Annotated in this window: 16 protein-coding genes and 1 riboswitch; of the genes, 6 read left to right on the top strand and 10 right to left on the bottom strand. The window is 61.2% G+C overall.

Annotated elements, in window-relative coordinates; translation table 11 throughout:
* Positions 1-4 precede the first annotated feature (4 nt).
* Positions 5-109, bottom strand: a riboswitch (TPP riboswitch).
* 196 nt (positions 110-305) lie between these two features.
* The gene (locus tag GV818_RS02025; RefSeq protein ID WP_161758948.1) at positions 306-1,739 is read left to right on the top strand and encodes a TolC family outer membrane protein; all 1,434 of its coding nucleotides are present in this window, start codon (positions 306-308) and stop codon (positions 1,737-1,739) included.
* Between the two features lie 190 nt (positions 1,740-1,929).
* Here GV818_RS02025 and waaA read toward each other — a convergent pair whose 3' ends face one another.
* Both waaA and GV818_RS02015 read right to left on the bottom strand, forming a co-directional pair.
* A complete protein-coding gene (waaA, locus tag GV818_RS02020; RefSeq protein WP_161775716.1) occupies positions 1,930-3,216 on the bottom strand; it encodes a lipid IV(A) 3-deoxy-D-manno-octulosonic acid transferase in 1,287 nt (428 codons plus the stop codon).
* Positions 3,217-3,238: 22 nt separating this feature from the next.
* The gene (locus GV818_RS02015; RefSeq protein WP_178124689.1) at positions 3,239-4,123 is read right to left on the bottom strand and encodes a LysR family transcriptional regulator; all 885 of its coding nucleotides are present in this window, start codon (positions 4,121-4,123) and stop codon (positions 3,239-3,241) included.
* A 110-nt stretch (positions 4,124-4,233) separates the two neighbouring features.
* Between GV818_RS02015 and GV818_RS02010 the strand changes: the two genes are divergently transcribed.
* From GV818_RS02010 to GV818_RS01995, 4 genes are all read left to right on the top strand, one after another.
* Complete coding sequence (locus GV818_RS02010; RefSeq protein WP_161758945.1) at positions 4,234-4,566, top strand: DMT family transporter; 333 nt, start codon at positions 4,234-4,236, stop codon at positions 4,564-4,566.
* A 120-nt stretch (positions 4,567-4,686) separates the two neighbouring features.
* Positions 4,687-5,862 carry an NAD(P)/FAD-dependent oxidoreductase gene (locus GV818_RS02005; RefSeq protein WP_161758944.1) on the top strand — a complete coding sequence of 392 codons (1,176 nt, stop codon included), beginning with the start codon at positions 4,687-4,689 and terminating at the stop codon, positions 5,860-5,862.
* The gene (locus GV818_RS02000) at positions 5,859-6,671 is read left to right on the top strand and encodes an aldo/keto reductase (protein WP_161758943.1); all 813 of its coding nucleotides are present in this window, start codon (positions 5,859-5,861) and stop codon (positions 6,669-6,671) included. Before GV818_RS02005 ends, GV818_RS02000 begins: the two co-directional genes overlap by 4 nt.
* Before the next feature lie 41 nt (positions 6,672-6,712).
* Positions 6,713-7,684, top strand: coding sequence for a metal ABC transporter ATPase (locus tag GV818_RS01995; protein ID WP_161775715.1), 972 nt, complete (start codon positions 6,713-6,715; stop codon positions 7,682-7,684).
* Positions 7,685-7,734: 50 nt separating this feature from the next.
* On the opposite strand, the gene hldE is transcribed toward GV818_RS01995, so the two are convergent.
* From hldE to msbA, 4 genes are all read right to left on the bottom strand, one after another.
* Complete coding sequence (gene hldE / locus GV818_RS01990; protein ID WP_161758941.1) at positions 7,735-9,168, bottom strand: bifunctional D-glycero-beta-D-manno-heptose-7-phosphate kinase/D-glycero-beta-D-manno-heptose 1-phosphate adenylyltransferase HldE; 1,434 nt, start codon at positions 9,166-9,168, stop codon at positions 7,735-7,737.
* Between the two features lie 102 nt (positions 9,169-9,270).
* The gene (gene cysC / locus GV818_RS01985; protein WP_161758940.1) at positions 9,271-9,882 is read right to left on the bottom strand and encodes an adenylyl-sulfate kinase; all 612 of its coding nucleotides are present in this window, start codon (positions 9,880-9,882) and stop codon (positions 9,271-9,273) included.
* A complete protein-coding gene (locus GV818_RS01980) occupies positions 9,875-10,579 on the bottom strand; it encodes a sulfotransferase family 2 domain-containing protein (RefSeq protein ID WP_161775714.1) in 705 nt (234 codons plus the stop codon). The genes cysC and GV818_RS01980 overlap by 8 nt, the downstream gene beginning before the upstream one ends.
* Positions 10,580-10,769: 190 nt before the next feature.
* Positions 10,770-12,575: a lipid A export permease/ATP-binding protein MsbA gene (gene msbA / locus GV818_RS01975; RefSeq protein WP_161775713.1), complete on the bottom strand. Its 1,806-nt coding sequence runs from the start codon at positions 12,573-12,575 to the stop codon at positions 10,770-10,772.
* Positions 12,576-12,732: 157 nt separating this feature from the next.
* Between msbA and GV818_RS01970 the strand changes: the two genes are divergently transcribed.
* Positions 12,733-14,595: an O-antigen ligase family protein gene (locus tag GV818_RS01970; protein ID WP_161775712.1), complete on the top strand. Its 1,863-nt coding sequence runs from the start codon at positions 12,733-12,735 to the stop codon at positions 14,593-14,595.
* A 99-nt stretch (positions 14,596-14,694) separates the two neighbouring features.
* Here the strand turns inward: GV818_RS01970 and GV818_RS01965 are convergent, their stop codons facing one another.
* Genes GV818_RS01965 through GV818_RS01950 form a run of 4 tightly spaced genes read right to left on the bottom strand, consistent with a single transcriptional unit; the run spans position 14,695 to position 18,242 of the window.
* Positions 14,695-15,315: a CatB-related O-acetyltransferase gene (locus GV818_RS01965; protein ID WP_161758936.1), complete on the bottom strand. Its 621-nt coding sequence runs from the start codon at positions 15,313-15,315 to the stop codon at positions 14,695-14,697.
* A gap of 13 nt (positions 15,316-15,328) precedes the next feature.
* Positions 15,329-16,213: a glycosyltransferase gene (locus GV818_RS01960; RefSeq protein WP_161775711.1), complete on the bottom strand. Its 885-nt coding sequence runs from the start codon at positions 16,211-16,213 to the stop codon at positions 15,329-15,331.
* Positions 16,210-17,364, bottom strand: a complete 1,155-nt coding sequence (locus GV818_RS01955) for a glycosyltransferase (protein WP_161775710.1) — start codon at positions 17,362-17,364, stop codon at positions 16,210-16,212. The genes GV818_RS01960 and GV818_RS01955 overlap by 4 nt, the downstream gene beginning before the upstream one ends.
* Positions 17,361-18,242, bottom strand: a complete 882-nt coding sequence (locus tag GV818_RS01950; protein WP_161775709.1) for a DUF6625 family protein — start codon at positions 18,240-18,242, stop codon at positions 17,361-17,363. Before GV818_RS01950 ends, GV818_RS01955 begins: the two co-directional genes overlap by 4 nt.
* Positions 18,243-18,246: the final 4 nt, after the last annotated feature.

The raw sequence follows: 18,246 nt of genomic DNA, 5'->3' as shown, positions 1-18,246 counted from the left end.
CCGGGTGACGAGAAATCTTGTTCCCTACGCAGGCGCTAACCTGATCAGGTTCAACGGGATCCGGATTATCCGATCTCAGCCTCATAGCAAGGCACCCCGACAAGAACGCGGCCAGTCTAGACAAAGCCTGCGTAGAACGCCAACCCCCGTGTGATCAGCGTGATGAATGGCGTAAATGCAGGATTGTTGCGACAGGGCAGCGCATCTACACTCCCTGGCCAGTGCCGAACCTTGACGCTCCACGAGCCTCGCCTTAGCCTTGGCGCCTGGATTATCTCCGTAATATCAACTCTAGGGATCGCCGAATGCTGCGCAAACTCTCACTGGCTATTGCCGTGTCTTGTGCGTCCAATGGAATGGCATGGGCAGCAGAAGCGCCTTTGACCACCAAGACCGACCTGGTCAGCGTCTACCAGGAAGCGGTGGACAACAATGCCGATCTGGCCGCTGCGCGCGCCCAGTACGGCGCTCAGAAAGAAGTGGTGCCCCAGGCCCGCGCCGGCCTGTTGCCGAACCTCTCGGCCGGGGCGGACGTAAGCAGTGTGCGCACCGCGATCGACCAGCCTTCGGCAGTGGCCAACCGTAGCGCCAACTCGTATCAGGCGACCCTGGCGCAGCCGCTGTTCCGTGCCGACCGCTGGTTCCAACTGCAAGCGGCCAAGGACGTCAACGAGCAAGCCTCGCTGCAGCTTTCGGCCACCGAGCAGAACCTGATTCTGCAGAGCGCGGAAAATTATTTCGCGGTGCTGCGCGCCCAAGACAACTTGGCCTCGACCAAAGCTGAGGAAGCCGCCTTCAAGCGCCAACTCGACCAATCCAACGAGCGTTTCGACGTGGGGCTTTCGGACAAGACCGACGTGCTGCAATCCCAGGCCAGCTACGACACTGCCCGGGCCAACCGGATCGTTGCCCAACGCCAGGTAGATGACGCTTTCGAAGCGTTGATCACCCTGACCAACCGTGAGTACAACTCGATCCAGGGCATCGTTCACACCCTGCCAGTGCTCCCACCGGCACCGAACGATGCCAAGGCCTGGGTCGACACCGCCGCCAAGCAGAACCTCAACCTGCTGGCCAGCAACTACGCGGTCAGTTCGGCGGAGGAAACCCTCAAGCAGCGCAAGGCCGGACATGCCCCGACCCTGGATGCAGTGGTGCAGTACAAGAAAGGCGACAACGATGCCTTGGGTTTCAGCAACCCCAGCGCTTTTGGCCAGTCTTATCATGGCGATGTCGAACAGCGCTCCATCGGCCTGCAGTTGAATATCCCGATCTACAGTGGCGGCCTGACCAGCTCCCAGGTCCGCGAGTCCTATTCGCGCCTGAACCAGACCGAACAGCAACGTGAATCCCTGCGCCGCCAGGTAGTGGAAAACACCCGCAACCTGCACCGCGCGGTGAACACCGACGTCGAGCAGGTCCAGGCCCGACGCCAGTCGATCATCTCCAACCAGAGCGCAGTGGAAGCCACGGAAATTGGCTACCAGGTGGGGACGCGCAACATCGTCGACGTGCTCGACGCCCAGCGCCAGCTGTACACCTCGGTGCGCAACTACAACAACAGCCGCTACGACTACATCCTCGATAACCTGCGCCTGAAGCAGGCCGCGGGCACCCTCAACCCGGGGGACCTGCAGGACCTGTCGCGCTACCTCAAGGCCGACTACAACCCGGATCGCGACTTCCTGCCGCCAGACCTGGCCAAGGCCGCGCAAGAGCAACTCAAGGCTCGCCCCTGAAGCCAGCGGTAATAAAAAAGGCCACCCAAGCGGGTGGCCTTTTTACATTCTGCCTATTGTCGCCATCAACCGGCGCTGCCAACCGTATGCACCACCGATCGACTGCGGAGCAGGCAAATAGTCCGTCAACGCGGCCAGCCTGGCACATCACTGGACAGGCTTGACGGTACATCGCAGCTTTCGCCGGCGCTTATGACAAGGGTTTTTCCAGCAGGCGATCGAGGCCGTCAAGCAAGCGCTGCAATGCCCCCTGATTAGCCTTCAGTACCTTGAGTCCGGCCTCGGCCATCCGCTGCGCATCCTGCGGCAACTCGAACAGGCGCTGCACCGCCACTGCCAACCCGTCTGCGTCATCTACTTCCTGCAGGGCTCCAGCGTCACGCAGCAGCGTGGCGATTTCCAGGAAGTTGAACAGATGCGGCCCACTGAGCACCGGCTTGGCCAGCGCCGCCGGCTCCAGCAGGTTGTGCCCACCATTGGCCACCAGGCTGCCGCCGACAAAGGCGCTGTCGGCCAAGGCATACAGAAACAGCAACTCGCCCATGGTGTCCCCCAGCAACACCGAGGTGGCGGCAGCTACCGGCTCCCCGGCAGAGCGCCGAACCGTCGCGAAACCTTGTTGCTGGCACAACTCGAACACCGAGTTGAAGCGCTCCGGATGCCGAGGCACCAGAATCAGCAAGGCGTTCGGGTAGCTGGCCAGCAGTTGCCGGTGAGCCTCGAGCACCACGGCGTCTTCACCCTCGTGGGTGCTGGCGGCTATCCACACCGGGCGTTCCATGGCCTGCCATTGCTGGCGCAGCTCGGTCGCGCGCTGGAGCAATTGCGGGTCGATGCTCAGGTCGAACTTGATCGATCCGGTCACTTCCACTGTCTCGGGGCGAGCACCCAACTGGCGAAAACGCTCGGCTTCAGCTGCGGTCTGCACCGCAAACAGGCTCATCTGCGCCAGCATCGGCGCGGTCAGGCCGGCAAAACGCCCATAACCCTTGGCCGAGCGCTCGGACAGTCGGGCGTTGGCCAGGGCCACCGGGATCCCCCGCCGGACACATTGGTCGATATGGTTGGGCCACAGCTCGGTTTCCATGATCACCGCCAGCTTGGGCTGTACCCGGTCAAGAAACCGCGCGGCGGCACAAGGCAAATCGTAAGGCAGGTAGCAATGCTGAATCCGTGGCTCGTTGGCGAACAGCGCCTGGATCCTCTCAGAGCCGGTGGGAGTCATGCAGGTCACGGTGATCGGCAACTGCGGATAACGCGCCAGCAGCGCGCGGATCATCGGCGCGGCGGCGATGCTTTCACCCACCGACACCGCATGCACCCAGATGCCGCCGCTGTGCATGGCCGGCAAGCCAATGGAGAAACGCTCGCCAATGCGCTTGGCGTAGGCCGGCGCCTTGCGCGAGCGCAACCATAGCCGAATCGCCACCAACGGCAGCCCCAGGTAAAACAGTGCGGTATAGAGAGTTCTATTCATGGCGGCGGAGTTTATCGGTTTTTTAGCCGATCGCCTTCAGATGCACGGCAAAACGTTCCGCCAGCCAACACGCCGCTGGCCCCAGGGGTTCATCACGCCGCCAGGCCAGCTCCACTACTAGCGCCGGCGGGGTCCATTCGCTGACCAGCTCCACCATCTGCTGCTGATAGGCCGGGTATTGCACGACGTGCCGCGGCAACCAGGCCCAACCCAAACCACGCATCAGCCACTCGGCCATGACGTAGAAGCTGTCGGCCCGCCAGACCTGGGGGCTGACTTGCTCGCCACCCGGGTAGCCGCTGAGTTGCGGAGCGATCAGCAACTGGCGGTGCAGGGCCAGGAGCTGGCGATTGACCCGTTTCTCGGTGGCCAGCGGGTGCCCAACGGCACAGACGGTAACCATCTCGACACTGCCCAGGGCCTGGCGCTCCAGGGTTTCAGGCATCTGCTCATGGTGGAACAGCAACCCTAGGTCAGCGCGCCGCTCCACCAGCTTGCGCGCGACGTCACCCTGGGCGCCGCTGGCCAGTTGCACTTCCAGGCTGGGGAAGCGTTCTGCCAGTGCTTCCAGGCTGTCGAGTACCGGTTGATAAGGCATTGCCTCGTCCTGAGCCAGTCGCAGTCGGGCCTCCTGACCACGCATCAGGGCCAGCGCCCGACCGTTAAGGCGATCGCACTGGCGCAGAATCTCCCGCGCCTCCTGCAACAACGCACTTCCGGCCTCGGTCAGCTTGGGCTGACGGCCACTGCTACGTTCAAACAGGCTCACCCCCAGGTCGTCCTCCAGCAGGGCAATCGCATTGCTGATAGCCGACTGGGCCTTGCGCTGCTGGCGGGCCACCGCGGAAAACGAACGCAGCTCGGCAACACTGACAAACAGGCGCATCTGCTCCAGGTTCCATTGCATGCTCATGAACCAACCCATCTCTAATTCAGATAGGTAATGACTTTACCCCATCTGAGTAATCTCTAAAATGCCGACCTCAGAAAGCAGCCCCAGACACGAGGAACCCTCCCATGAACGCTTACTACTACCTGGCCATCGCCATCTGCGCGGAAGTGATCGCCACTGTTTCAATGAAAGCGGTCAAGGGCCTGAGCACACCACTGCCACTGACGTTGATCATCGTCGGCTACGGCGTGGCCTTCTGGATGCTGACCCTGGTGGTGCGCACGGTTCCGGTGGGCGTGGCCTACGCAGTGTGGGCTGGCATGGGCATCGTCATGGTGAGCATCGCCGCGCTGTTCCTGTACGGCCAGAAGCTGGATATCCCGGCGATGCTGGGCATGGCGCTGATCGTCCTCGGGGTGGTGGTGATCCAGCTGTTCTCGAAAACCGCCGGGCATTAAAAATGCTGCGATCAATGGCAAGGCTCAAGCGACAAGAAGACGCAACAACCGGTTGTTGCTTGCAGCTTGAGGCTTGAAGCTAGAAACTTGCGGCTTCGATTTGTTCTCCGAGGTCGCTGCATGCCATCCGCTATTTCCACCGATGTGCTGATTGTCGGCGCAGGCGTCGCCGGTCTCTGGCTCAACGCTCGCCTACGGCGTCAGGGCTTTTCCACTGTGCTGGTGGAAAGCGCCAGCCTCGGTGGCGGACAGAGTGTGAAGTCCCAGGGGATCATCCACGGCGGAGCCAAGTACGCACTGCATGGCGCCCTCTCCGGCGCCTCGGAGGCCATTGCCGATATGCCTCGGCGCTGGCGCGAAGCCCTGGCGGGCACCGGAGAGTTGGACCTGTCCGGTGTACGCCTGCTGTCACAGGCCCACTATCTCTGGTCTCCCGGCACCCTCGCCGGCAACCTCACCAGTTTCTTCGCCAGCAAAGCTGTGCGCGGCCGGGTCGACCAGGTCAAGGGCGAGCAATTGCCCCCGGCCCTGCAGGACAAACGCTTCAAGGGCAAGGTCTATCGCCTGGCCGAGTTGGTGGTCGATGTACCGAGCCTCATAGAACGCCTGGCCGAACTGGCAGGCGACGGCTTGCTGGCGGGGCAGAAAATCGAACCGCTGGTGGAAAACGGCCAACTGGCAGGCCTGCGGGTCGATGACCGTGAGATCCGAGCGCAACGCATTGTCCTCAGTGCTGGCGCCGGCAATGCCGAGCTGCTGCAGGCCGTCGGCCTGAGCCAACCCGCCATGCAGCGGCGCCCACTGCACATGGTGCTGGTCAAGGGCCCAAGCCTGAAACCGCTGTATGCCCATTGCCTGGGCGGCGGTCCCAAGCCTCGGATCACGGTGACCACCCACCCGGCTGCCGACGGGCAATGGGTTTGGTACGTGGGCGGGGATATCGCCGAAGCCGAAGGCGTGGCCCGAGACCCTGCGGAGCAGATTGCCGCCGCACAGAAAGAACTGGGGCACCTGCTGCCCTGGGTCGATCTCAGCCAGGCGCAATGGGCCACCTTGCGGGTGGACCGGGCCGAGCCGGCGCAATCGGGCCTGGCCCGGCCGGACAACGCCTTCCTCGCCGAACAGGATCGCCTGCTGGTGGGTTGGCCAACCAAACTGGCCCTGGCGCCAGACTTCGCCGACCGGGTGCTCGCCGCCCTAAAGCGCGATGACATACAGCCAGGCCACGCTGAAGCCCTGCCCGTCCTGCCCAAGCCACCACTGGCGCAACCGGCCTGGGAGCAATTGCTGCCATGAGCCAGCCGACCCTGCACGACCTGCACCGAGCTATCGGCAGTACCGGCCTGATGGTTTCACCCCTGGGCCTGGGCACCGTCAAACTGGGCCGTGATCAAGGGGTGAAATACCCCAACGGCTTCCAGATCCCGGACGATCAGGAAGCGTGCATGTTGCTCAAGCTGAGCCGCGACCTGGGCATCAACCTGATCGACACCGCGCCCGCCTACGGCCGCAGCGAAGAGCGCCTGGGCCCCCTGCTGCGCGGCCAGCGCCAGGAATGGGTGATCGTCAGCAAGGTCGGTGAAGAATTTACCGACGGCATCTCCCGCCACGACTTCAGCGCCGCTCACACCCGACTGTCGGTGGAACGCAGCCTGCAACGCCTGGAAACCGACTTCATCGACCTGGTGCTGGTACATTCCGACGGCAACGACCTGGCGATCCTCGACCAGAGCGAGGTCTACCTGACCCTGGCGCAGCTCAAGCAAGAGGGCAAGATCCGCGGCTTCGGCTTCTCCGGCAAGACCGTCGAAGGTGGCCTGAGGGCTCTGGAGCAAGGCGATTGCGCCATGGTTACCTACAATCTGAACGAACAGGCGGAGCGGGCGGTCATTGACTATGCCACCGCCCACCACAAGGGCATCCTGGTTAAAAAGGCCCTGGCCAGCGGCCATGTATGCCTGAGCCCGGGCATCGATCCGGTGCGGGCCAGCTTCGAATTGCTGTTTGACCGGCCCGGTGTTGCCAGTGCTATTGTCGGGACCATCAATCCGCTGCACCTGGCCCATAACGTGGCAACCGTGGCACAGGTCCTGGGCAAGAACTGATGCCGCCGACGCGGCCGACCCCGAGGCAAGAAGGAGCCGAGATGTCGCGACCGCTCATTAGAAAGAACCCCAGCAACTTCAAGACCCTGCCCCTGTTCGTCGAAGCGACTCCCGAAGGCCTGTGCTACCAGAGCGTCGGAATGCCGCTGAACTTCGCCCAGACCCTGCAGCGCCGACGCCCGGTAACGGTGGCCGACAACGAACGTTTCGCCCTGGAACTGGCCAACCTCGGAGTCTCGGTGCGCCTGACCCTGCACTGGCAGAACCGCGACTATTGGGTGCTGGTACGCCAGCGGCGCCAGGATCGTGGCGACGTGGTGCTCAAGCTGATCTCCGGCTACGTGCCGGCCCATGAGCTGAACCTGCCACTGCACACCGCGATCCAGGAAATCGCCGAGGAATGCCTGCTGGAAACTCCTGAAGGCTGGCTCGGCGGACGCTTCAACGACACCTGGCTGCCCGCACCTTATGCCGGGGCACTGCATTACCGCGAAGCCCTGCCCTTTCGCCTGACCCCGTTGTCCGGCGCGGCGCGTCCGGTACGCTGCGCCAACCTGCAACTGCTGGAGCGCCCCCGGGCCTATGTACATTTGCCCACCGCCTCGTTGCAACTGATCTACGACCTGCGCCTGGATGTGCCCAAGGAGGCCAAGTCCCTGAGCCTGTTCCATGTTGACGAACGCCTGGAAGGTGATCAGTTGGTGGCGCGCCTGGACCGCAAGCGCCCGGACCTGTACCTGATGCCCCTGGACAACGGCCAGCCCTGCGCCGAGCTGTACACCTTGAAGAAGGATCAACTGCATCCGGCCAGCACCCGCGGCCTGTACCTGGCGGAAAGCTTCGCCCTGCAAGAGGGCTGGGTGGTGAATGATGAGCGTATTCGCTGGAAGGATTGGCTCAGGCAACGGGGCTTGAGCGAGCCGGAGAAGGCTTCGAAGCTGTCACGCCTGACCGGTAAAGCACGGCAGATCTTGCGCAAGATCGTTCCCAGCAAGGCCAGTCGCGAGGGATGAAGCAAACCGATCGGCGCCCAGGACGGGCGCCGATGGGTATCACGCCACTGTTACTCGGCTTTCTCGGACTTGCGGATCTTCTCGACGATGGCGGTGGTCGAGCTGTTCTCCACCAGCCCCAGCACCTTCACGGTGCCGCCATAGGCCGTGACGATATCGGCGCCCACCACCTGGTCGATGCCGTAGTCGCCGCCCTTGACCAGCACGTCCGGCCGGACCTGGGACAGCAGGTTTTCCGGGGTGCCTTCAGGGAAGCTGATCACCCAGTCCACCGCCCCCAGCCCCGCCAGCACGGCCATACGTCGATCAACACTGTTGATCGGACGGCCCGGGCCTTTGAGGCGACTGACCGAAGCATCGTCATTGATCGCGACGATCAGCCGGTCGCCCTGGGCCCGCGCCTGCTCGAGGTAGGTCACATGCCCAGCGTGAAGGATGTCGAAGCAGCCGTTGGTAAAGACGATCCTCTCGTTGTGCGCCCGAGCGTCATCAATGGCCAGCAATAACTGGTCGAGACTCAGGACACCGCGTTCGGAACCTTCCTCGCGCTGGATCGCCCGGCGCAATTCCGGCGCACTGATGGCCGCAGTACCCAGCTTGCCGACCACGATGCCCGCCGCCAGATTGGCCAGGCCCACTGCGTGAGGCAGCTCCTCGCCTGCGGCAATCGCTGCCGCCAGGGTCGAGATCACGGTATCCCCGGCACCGGTGACGTCGAACACTTCACGGGCACGGGCCGGCAGATGCAGGGCCGGATGATCCGGACGCAACAGGGTCATGCCGTGTTCGCCACGGGTCACCAACAGCGCCCCCAGCTCCAGGTCATGCATCAACTGTGCGCCCTTGCTCACCAGCTCGTGTTCATCGGCACAACCGCCAACGATGGTTTCGAACTCGCTGAGGTTCGGCGTGATCAGGCTGGCGCCACGATAGATGGAGAAATCCTTGCCCTTGGGATCAGCCAATACCGGTATGCCACGGGCCCGCGCAGCCGCGATCAGCACCTGGTGATTGCGCAGCGCGCCTTTGCCATAGTCCGATAGCACCAGCACCTTGATGCCGTCGAGCAAAGCCTCGACCTCGGCGGCCAAGGCCAGGGCGTCGGTGGCGAAGGGTTCTTCGAAATCGATGCGCAGTAACTGCTGGTGACGGCTCATGACCCGCAGCTTGACGATGGTCGGCTGGTGCTTGATGCGCTGGAACAAGGCGCGCACGCCCGCGCCTTGCAGGCTGTTGGCCAGGCTGTCGGCGGCTTCATCATCGCCGGTCACGCCCACCAGGGAGGCCGGCGCGCCGAGAGCGGCGATGTTCAGGGCGACGTTGGCGGCACCGCCGGGGCGATCCTCGATTTGCTCGACCTTGACCACCGGCACCGGCGCCTCAGGGGAAATCCGTGAGGTACCACCATGCCAGTAACGGTCGAGCATGACATCGCCGACCACCAAGACAGGGGCTTGATCGAATCGCGGCATGGACAACTTCATGGAGCATCCCACATACAAAATGAACAGGGGCGCGATATTAACACAGGGTTGGCGCCGCCTAGTTCAATGGCTTGAGTGGGGCCGACGAAGAATTTTCGCCGTTTATTTCCGCTGCAGGAGCAGCAGCAGGCGACGGATCGCCTCTGGCAGTTCCACTGCCTCTGTATCGATTTCGCAATCGGCCTGCAACGGCGCCTCATAGGGGCTGTCAATTCCGGTGAAATCCTTTATCCGCCCTTGCAGCGCCGCCTGATACAAGCCTTTGGGATCGCGTCGGGCACAGGTGTCGAACGGGGTACTGACATACACCTCGAAGAACTGTCCGGGGCCGAACAACGCCCGAGCGGCATCGCGCTCCGCCCGAAAGGGAGAAATCGCCGAGACGATCACCAGCAGACCGGCGTCCACCATCAAGCGCGCCACTTCGGCCATGCGACGGATATTTTCCTTGCGCGCCTCGACTCCCATTCCCAGATCGCTGCACAGACCACTGCGCACGTTGTCGCCATCAAGGACGAAGGTATGCATTCCCAATTCGTTGAGTCGCAACTCCAGCAGGTTGGCCAAGGTTGACTTGCCGGCCCCCGATAATCCGGTGAGCCAGACGCACCCTGGCTGCTGGTGCTTGAGGGCTGCCCGGGCCTCTGTCGAGAGTGACAGGGTATAGGGGCGAATCTGCGGTTGTTCCAGAGGCGCATATGCAAGCTTATTCATAACCAAGCATCTCGTAGTCACGTTGATAAACCCGACGCACCAGGCGCCGCGTACGTACCGAGCAGAAGTCCCTGACGGGAGTGCTTTGACGCTCCTGGGTGCTGTTGACATGAGTCAGTTGCGCTTCAGCGCCCAGGTGCTCGCAGAGTAGGTGGAAATCTCGCTGCAGGTGCTCCTGATAGCCAAGGAAATCCAGAGACATTCGCCCCAGTGAATCGGTGAGAAAATCACTCTGGGCGGCAAAGTGCATCTGTTTGTGGATGGTTTCCGCGTGCAGCCAGCGGCAGACAAAGTCATCGAAGTCGCGGTAGTGCGCCACCAGCCTTTGCGCGGCCTGGTCCCGCCGCCCCAGTTGATTGCCTCGCAGAAAGGCATAGGCCGAGTAGGCACGCTCCAGGGGATCGCGGACGAAGGCAAACTTGAAACTGCCGGCAAACGCCTCGGGAAATTGCTGTTCATACCAGTACAGCGGCAGGTGCCCGGGCATCCAGCCGTCGAACAAGGCCGAGCAGATGCTGCTGCCGGCACACTTGGGCACATGAATGAACAGGCAAGAACGGCGCGCGAAGGCATCAGGGAAGCGCACATTGGCGGACATGGATTTGTTCACCACCTGACGATCCACCACCGACAGGCGCCCGAGCAGAAAGTTACGCTGGGGCTTAGGGATCAACTTCCAGACAAAGCGTTGCAACATTCCGGTACCCACGCGAGAAGGATGGCCCTCTCGATCAATTCGACGATTCAGGGGGCAACCATAACAAGCGTGAAAGGCAGAATTATTTAAGCTTGGTCAAGAATGTAACGCGGGCAATACAAATGATATCAAGGTGCCTTGCACACCCTGGATATAGCGGGGAGCGAGCCTGCTCGCGCCCCGCTAACGGTCAGGCAATCCCAGTGGGTACGGGCTCTTCCAGCCCCATGGCATTCAACCGCGCGTAATAGCCGTTCTGCGCCAGCAGCTCAGCGTGGGTACCGCGCTCGACAATTCGCCCCTGATCCATGACCAGGATCAGATCAGCCTTCTCGATGGTCGACAGGCGGTGGGCGATCACCAAGGTGGTACGCCCTTTCATGACCTTGTCCAGAGCAGCCTGGATATGCCGCTCGGACTCGGTATCCAGGGCCGAGGTGGCTTCGTCGAGAATCAACAGCGGCGCGTTTTTCAACAAGGCCCGGGCAATCGCCAGGCGCTGACGCTGGCCACCCGAAAGCAGCACGCCGTTCTCACCCACCTGGGTGTCGAGACCCTCGGGCAACTGGGCGATGAAATCCATGGCATAGGCATCGGCGGCGGCCTTCTCGATATCCGCACGCGGCGCCCCAGCCAGGTCGCCATAGGCGATGTTGTTGGCCACGGTATCGCTGAACAGGGTGACGTGCTGGGTGACCTGGGCAATATGCCGACGCAGGTTGAGCAGGCGATAGTCCTCAATCTCGGTGCCGTCCAGGAGGATCTGGCCCTGGTCGTGGTGATAGAAGCGCGGGATCAGGTTGGCCAGGGTGGATTTACCGCTACCGGAACGCCCCACCAGAGCCACCATTTTCCCGGGTTCGACACTGAAACTGATGTCATCGAGCACCTGACGCTCGGTTCCCGGGTAGGTGAAGCTCAGATTACGCACTTCCAGGTGCCCACTGATGCTGGCGTGTTCCACGGTGCCACGGTCGATTTCCGGCTCGACGTCCAACTGCTCGAAAATGCTTTCCGCGCCCGCCACGCCCTTCTGGATAGTAGAGCTGACTTCGGACAGCTGGCGGATCGGCTTGGGCAGCAGGCCGGCCATGGTGATGTAGGCAACCATCTCGCCCGCAGAAGCATCACCGCGCAGGTACAGAACCAGGAACATCAGCACCGCCATGGCGCTGTAGATCACCAGTTGCAGCATCGGGGTGTAGATGGCACCGGTGCGGGTCATGCGCAGTTGTTTGTCGGTATTACCTTGGCTTGCGGCAAGAAAGCGCTGCTGCTCATAAGTCTCGCCGCCAAAGCTGCGTACCACGCGATAGCCCTGGATGGTTTCCGAGGCCACATGGGTCACATCACCCATGGCCACCTGGATTTTCTTGCTCTGTTTGCGGAATTTCTTGCTGGCGGTGCGAACCATGATGGCGATCAGCGGCAGGATGGCAATCATCACCAGGGTCAGGCGCCAGTTCATCCACAGCAACGAAGCAAACAGGAAGATCACCGTCATGCCTTCACGGATCACGACCTTGATCGCGTCCGTGGCCGCTCCGGTGACCATGGTCACGTTGAAGGTGATGCGCGAGATCAGGTGCCCGGAGTTGTGCTTGTCAAAATAGCGGTTGGGCAGTGTCAGCAAGTTGTTGAACAGCTGTACTCGCAGGTCATGCACCAGCCCCAGGGAGACCTTGGCTAGAAAGTAGTTGCCCAGGTAGGAGCCCAGGCCCTGCCAGGCCGCGATCAATACGATCAGTAGCGGCACCGCCTGCAGCAGGCGCATGTCCCGCAGATAGGGAACCGAGGGGAACAACGCAGCGTCGGGATTGGACAAGCCGTCGACAAAATACTTGAGGATGTAGCCGAGCATCGGCTGGGTCGATGCGAAGATCAAGAACCCGACGATGCTGATGAGGAACAGACCAATATATGGCCGCACATAGCCGAGCAGACGGAAGTAGATTTTCAAGCTCGAGGGGCTTGCGCTGGGACTGGAGTCGGTCATATCACGCGAATGTCGTCAAAAAGGAGGCTGACTTTAGCACAGCTTCCCAAGCACGCTGACAATCCCCGAGTGCCAGCAATTGTTCAGCTGACAAACGACAGTACCTGGCAATAGTCGCTATCATGGCCGACTTCATTTCTGGAACGAAGCTCCCAGCATGCAACTGAATGCGCTCAGCAACACGTCCAATCGAGTATTCGATTTCATTTGCCTATGGATCTTGCCGATTGGCTATCTATTGCTTCTCTGCGCGATGTTTTTTCTTCCCGGGCGAAGCATGCTGCACAAGATCTACTACGGGCTGTTCAGCATTCCGGTACTGATTGCCCTGTGCTCACGCCCCAGCGAGCTGAAAGGACTGGTACGCGAGCCAATCTTTATTGCCATGCTGCTGTTCTGTACCTGGGCCATTGTCAGCCTTGCCTGGAGCCCTCCGGTCGATAGCGTGCTGGGAGAGATCAAAGTCCCCCTGCACCTCCTGATGCTGTTTGCCGGCTGCGCCCTGCTGGTTCGCTATCGCAGCGAAATACTGCAGCCCCTGATCTTCTGCGCCGCGATCATTGCGCTCATCGCCTCGATCTTCAATCTGTATGTCTTCGTTCGTTATCACACCCCCGATTTACGCATGATCGGCGCCGGAGCTTTTGACAACCCGCTGCTGAGCTCCCATGTCTTCGGTTTCTTCTGTGTGTACTGGTTATGCCTGAGCATGACTTGTCGCCGCTACCAGATGCTCTGGCTGAGTGTTCCAGCCATGACCATCATGTTCGCCGCGCTGATCGCTACGGGCTCCAGAACGCCCTTGGTGGCACTGACTCTGGCCGCCCTCTGGCTGAGTTTCATCAGCTGGAACCGCCGCTCGCTGATGCTGCTTGCGGGCATGCTGGCAGGTGGCACGGCGGTGGTGCTGCTGTTCTCGCAGATGCTCCTGGAGCGTGGCAGTTCTTCGCGTTTCGATCTCTGGCGCCTGGCGCTGGAGCAGATTGCCAACCACCCATGGATCGGCCATGGCTATAACGCCAGCCTGTCTCTGGACCCGGGCATCGGCTTCCTTCTGCAAGAGCCGCACAACTTTGCCTTGGGGGTTCTCTACTATGTGGGCATCTTCGGCTTGCTGCCGTGGTTGTTCATGCAGGCCTGGGCCCTGTTCAAAAGCTGGCAGCTGCGTGCGACCCCACTGATGATCCTGGCCTCGACCTGGCTGATGTTCGGCATAGGGGCCGGCCTGACCGAGGGCGGCGGGATTCTCTCGCGCCCCAAGGAGCACTGGTTCCTGCTGTGGATTCCCCTGGCGCTGATCGCCGCCCTGTGCATAGGCCAGCGGGCCAGGCGCTCGCCTGCCCTGGCGGTGCAATTGCTCACGCCTGCCGCCGCCGAACAGTTGACCGCCAACGCCCAGGTAATCGAGGCCGATGGCCTGGGCCCCAAAGTCCTGTGCCTGGAGGACGGCAGCTTCTTCAAGCTGTTCCGCCCCCGCCACTGGTACACCTCCGGCGGTTTCAATCCCTACTCCGAGCGTTTTGCCAACAACAGCGAGCAACTGCGCGAACTGGGTATTGCTGTGCCGATCATCCTCGGGCTCTACCGCCTCGCAGACGGCAGCAATGCCGTGCGCTACCAGCCCCTGCCCGGGCAAACCCTGCGCCAACGCCTGCAGTCGGCCGACACCGCCGAGCAGCGCGCGAAGCTGATCAAGAGCTTCGGTACGTTCATGGCCAAGCTGCATGAGCAGGGGGTGTACTTCCGCTCGCTGCACCTGGCCAATGTGCTGGTGCTGGAAAATGGCGAGTTCGGCCTGATCGATCTTGCCGACCTGCGGGTCTACCCCTCTGCGCTAAGAACCTCGCTACGCCAGCGCAATCTGCGGCACATGCAGCGTTATAGCGAAGACCGTGGCTGGTTGTTCCAGGAGCACCTGGGCGCGCTGCAGGCCGGTTATGCACTACCGACCTCCGCGTCACTGGCTACAAGGCTATTGAAAGCGCTGCCTGTGGGCAGTGAGCGTCAAGGCGCTCACTGAGCCACAGCAACGCCCACGCTTGATCCAGGCAGCCCGTGAGGGTTGTCCGGGTCAAGTCAGGCAAGAGTCATGGCTGAGAGCCGCTATTGGCCCCAGCAGTCAGGCTGAGCGTTGCCGGGCATAGTCCAGAAAGCCCTCGATATCATCACTGCAGAGCTTGTCGGCCAACCCGTGCAACTCAGCCTCAGGCCAATCCCACCAGGCACTCTGCAGAAGTTGCAGACGCTGTTCTTCGGGAAAACGCCAGCGCAGGAAGCGTGCCGGGTTGCCACCAACCACCGCATAGGGCTCGACATCCTTGGTGACCAGGGCTCCTGCCGCAATAATTGCACCATGGCCAATGGTCACACCTGACAACAGGGTGCTGTTGGAACACAGCCAGACATCATTGCCAACCTTCACATCGCCATTGGTGACAGCGTATCCGCTGATATGCGCGGCCTGGGGCAGCATCGCCGGGAACGGATAAGTGCTGACCCAATCCGCCCGGTGGTGTCCACCGAGGAAAATCTGCACGCCTTCGGCAATCGAGCAGTACGCCCCAATGCTCAGGGTCGAGCCCTCTTGCCAGTCATGCACCTCGGGCAAGCCGTAGCTGCCACGCCCAATGCTGTACCCCGGATAATGCTGCTGGAAACGCACCACGCCGCGTTCGATCTTCGGCAGCTTGCGGATCGCACGCTTGGCGCGCTTTTCAAGAAAGCGTTGAATCCAGCCCATTACCTACGCCTCTTCAGTCTTTTTCCAACGGCGAAAAGTACAAGCGCGCCAGCCCACGCCAGGTTTTCTTGTTCCAGGCCTTGAAGGGAATCTGTGCCAGCAGCTCTCGGGCCAGTGTCCGGTCACGGTTGGAGACCTTGAGGAACATCGAGCTGAGAAACTTGTAGCGCACCTCGTCGTACAGCGGATGGTCGCTGAACAGGGCATAGGTACGCAGGATGTTGTCGATCATGAAACGGTGGTTTTTGTACGAGTTGGTGGCGTGCTTGCGATAACGCGCCATCAATACATTCAAGCCATCGATGAAGTAGCCCGCATGGGTGATCTTCAACTCGATCAACAAGTCTTCCAGGCGGATATTCGGATCGAAACCACCAACCTTCTCCAGCGCCTCACGACGAATCATCAGCGTCGGGGCCGGCGGATAAGGCTTGCGCTCAAGAAACATGTCGTCAAAGTCCAGGCGTCGGAACGGTACGTCACGGCGCTGGCGCTTCTCGGGAAACAGGTTGCCCTCACTGTCGATCAGTTCGATATTGCCGGCGCAGATCCCAACCTCGGGCTTGCCGTCCATATAGGCCACCTGCGTCGCGATACGCTCGGGCAACATGATGTCGTCGGAGCCGAAGGGCACGATCAGGCTGCCTTTGGATCGTGCGATGGCGCCATTGAGGGTGTTGGTCAGGCCCTGATTCTGCTGGACCCGGAAGTCGAAGCCATGCTGCTCCTGCAAGCGCCGGATACGCTCGGCACTGTCATCGCTGGAGCCATCATCGACCACCAGCAACTCGATGTTCGAATAGCTCTGGTTGAGCACACTGAGAATGCTCTGTTCGATGTAGGGCGCGTGGTTGTAGGAGGCGATGATCACCGTCACTACAGGTTGCTGGTCTGTCATTCCTGCCTCTTGCCCGCCTGACTCAAGCCCGAGTCGATCAGTTGGAGGTATTCCTGGCGGAATACATCAATGTCATGTTCTTGCCGCAAATAGCGATAGGCTTGCTGCCCCTTGTCCGCCAGCTCTGCGTCGGACAGCCCGAGGTACTTGTCCAAGGCCTCTAGCAGGGCCTGCACATTGGCAGGCTCCACGGCAAGACCACCAGCCCCCTCGATCAGCGGCAGCATCGCCGGTACGTTCGAGGCGATCACTGGCAACTGCCCACTCATGCCTTCGAGCAACGCCAGCCCAAGGCCTTCAGCCAGTGACGGCATGGTCCAGATATCGAAGGCGCGCACGTACTGCAGGGCGTTTTCCTTGAAGCCCAACAGGTGGGCCCGGCCCTGCAGCCCCAGGCGCTCGATCTCGGCTCGCAGATTGGACTCTTCACGACCCGCGCCAATGATCGCCAACTGCGCCTGCGGATACTTGTCCTTGAGCTGGGCAAATGCCTGTAGCAGATAGGTGTGGCCCTTTACCGGTACCAACCGCCCCAAGGCGCCAATCAGGCGCACCGACGGATCCAGCCCCAACAGCTCTCGAGAGCGTTCGCGCGAATGCTGCAAGGCTTCGGCCTGCTCAAGATCGATGGCGTTGGTGATGGCCCAGGTGTTCTGCTCGGTGAAACCGCACTGGCAATCCAGCAGGTACTGCTTGACCGCGGGCGACACACCGACAAAACGCCAATGCCGATCGATCAGGCGCTGGGCCTGGCGCCGCCGATACCAGCGGTCGTACTCGCCGAACCCATGGGAGATACCGATACACAACGGAACCTTCAACCAGCGGTTGAGCGTCAGCATCATGTTCACTGGTTTGAAGCGATTGCAGATCACCACATCGAACTTTTCCCTGCGGCAAAACTGATACAGCCGCCACATGGCCCCCAGACGCATCCCCTTGAGGGACTTGTCGGAAAAATCGAAATACACCGAATGGGCGGCCCGGCTTACAGGGTCGGCCGGCCCGGGGCGACCTTTCAGAAACGCTGCCGTGACCTCATAGCGTTCAGTCGGCAAGGCCTTGACGATCTGTTCTGCCAGGTCCGCGAAATCGTGGGATTTGACGTTGTAGTCCGGCTGCAATTGCAGGACCTTGAAGCGCTGGCTCATAACTCTCCCCGGTGAAAACCTGTGGCATCGATGAGCCAGGACGACTCACTGGCCAAGGCCTTGACCGCCTGTGCATCAGGCGCCAAGCCCGACCATTCATTGCGCTTCCAGCACACAAAGTGGAAGTACGGAAACTCGCGGCCGGCGTCGCGATCATTGGTCAGACGCCCATCCTTCCAGTACCAGCACGACGGAAAATCGCGACTGCCGTCATGCCACTTGATGACTCCGCCCGGAGTGCTGAACGCCTCGGTGAACTCACTGCGACGGCGCCACGGATTGAACTTGCCGACCAACTTGAACAGCGGCTCCGGGAAATTCTTGCGCCAGAGGAAAATCCGACTGAAGGCTCCCTCATCCAGTGCATGATGCTTCTGGTCGGTAAAGCGCACCTGCCAGTCCTTGATCTTCCTGAACAATTCACGCTGGCGGACATTGTTGCGTATCAGGCACAAGTGCCCGGCCACTCGCCGCTCGTGGGTGGAGAACAGGTCATACTTCGCCAGGCGATCCGCGGTGAAGTAGGCTCGCAGATCACCGTAGATCAGGTCGATATCGCCGAAGGCCCAGAAGTCGTAGCCCTCCAGCCGATCAAGATGGATATGCCCAAACGCCGGCCTGATATCACAGAGCTTGTAGGCGGCCGTGGGCGCAAAATCGATATCCAGACGCTGGGATACCAAGGCGCAGTAATCGGCAAAGCTGATGCTTTCATGGCGGACGTTCGGCGGCAGATTGTCCGGGATCCCGCAGTCGCTGAAAAATAGCCAGTCGATATCCGGATTACGTCGGCAGCTTTCAAGGAAAAACGGCATCCAGAAGGGCCAACTGCCAAAGTAAGGCATGAGAAACAAGATTCGCGGGCGAGGATTGATCACAAAG

Source organism: Pseudomonas sp. Fl4BN1, assembly GCF_009908285.1.
In the GTDB taxonomy this organism is placed as follows: Bacteria; Pseudomonadota; Gammaproteobacteria; order Pseudomonadales; family Pseudomonadaceae; genus Aquipseudomonas.
This window is presented reverse-complemented; position numbering and strand designations above follow the sequence as displayed.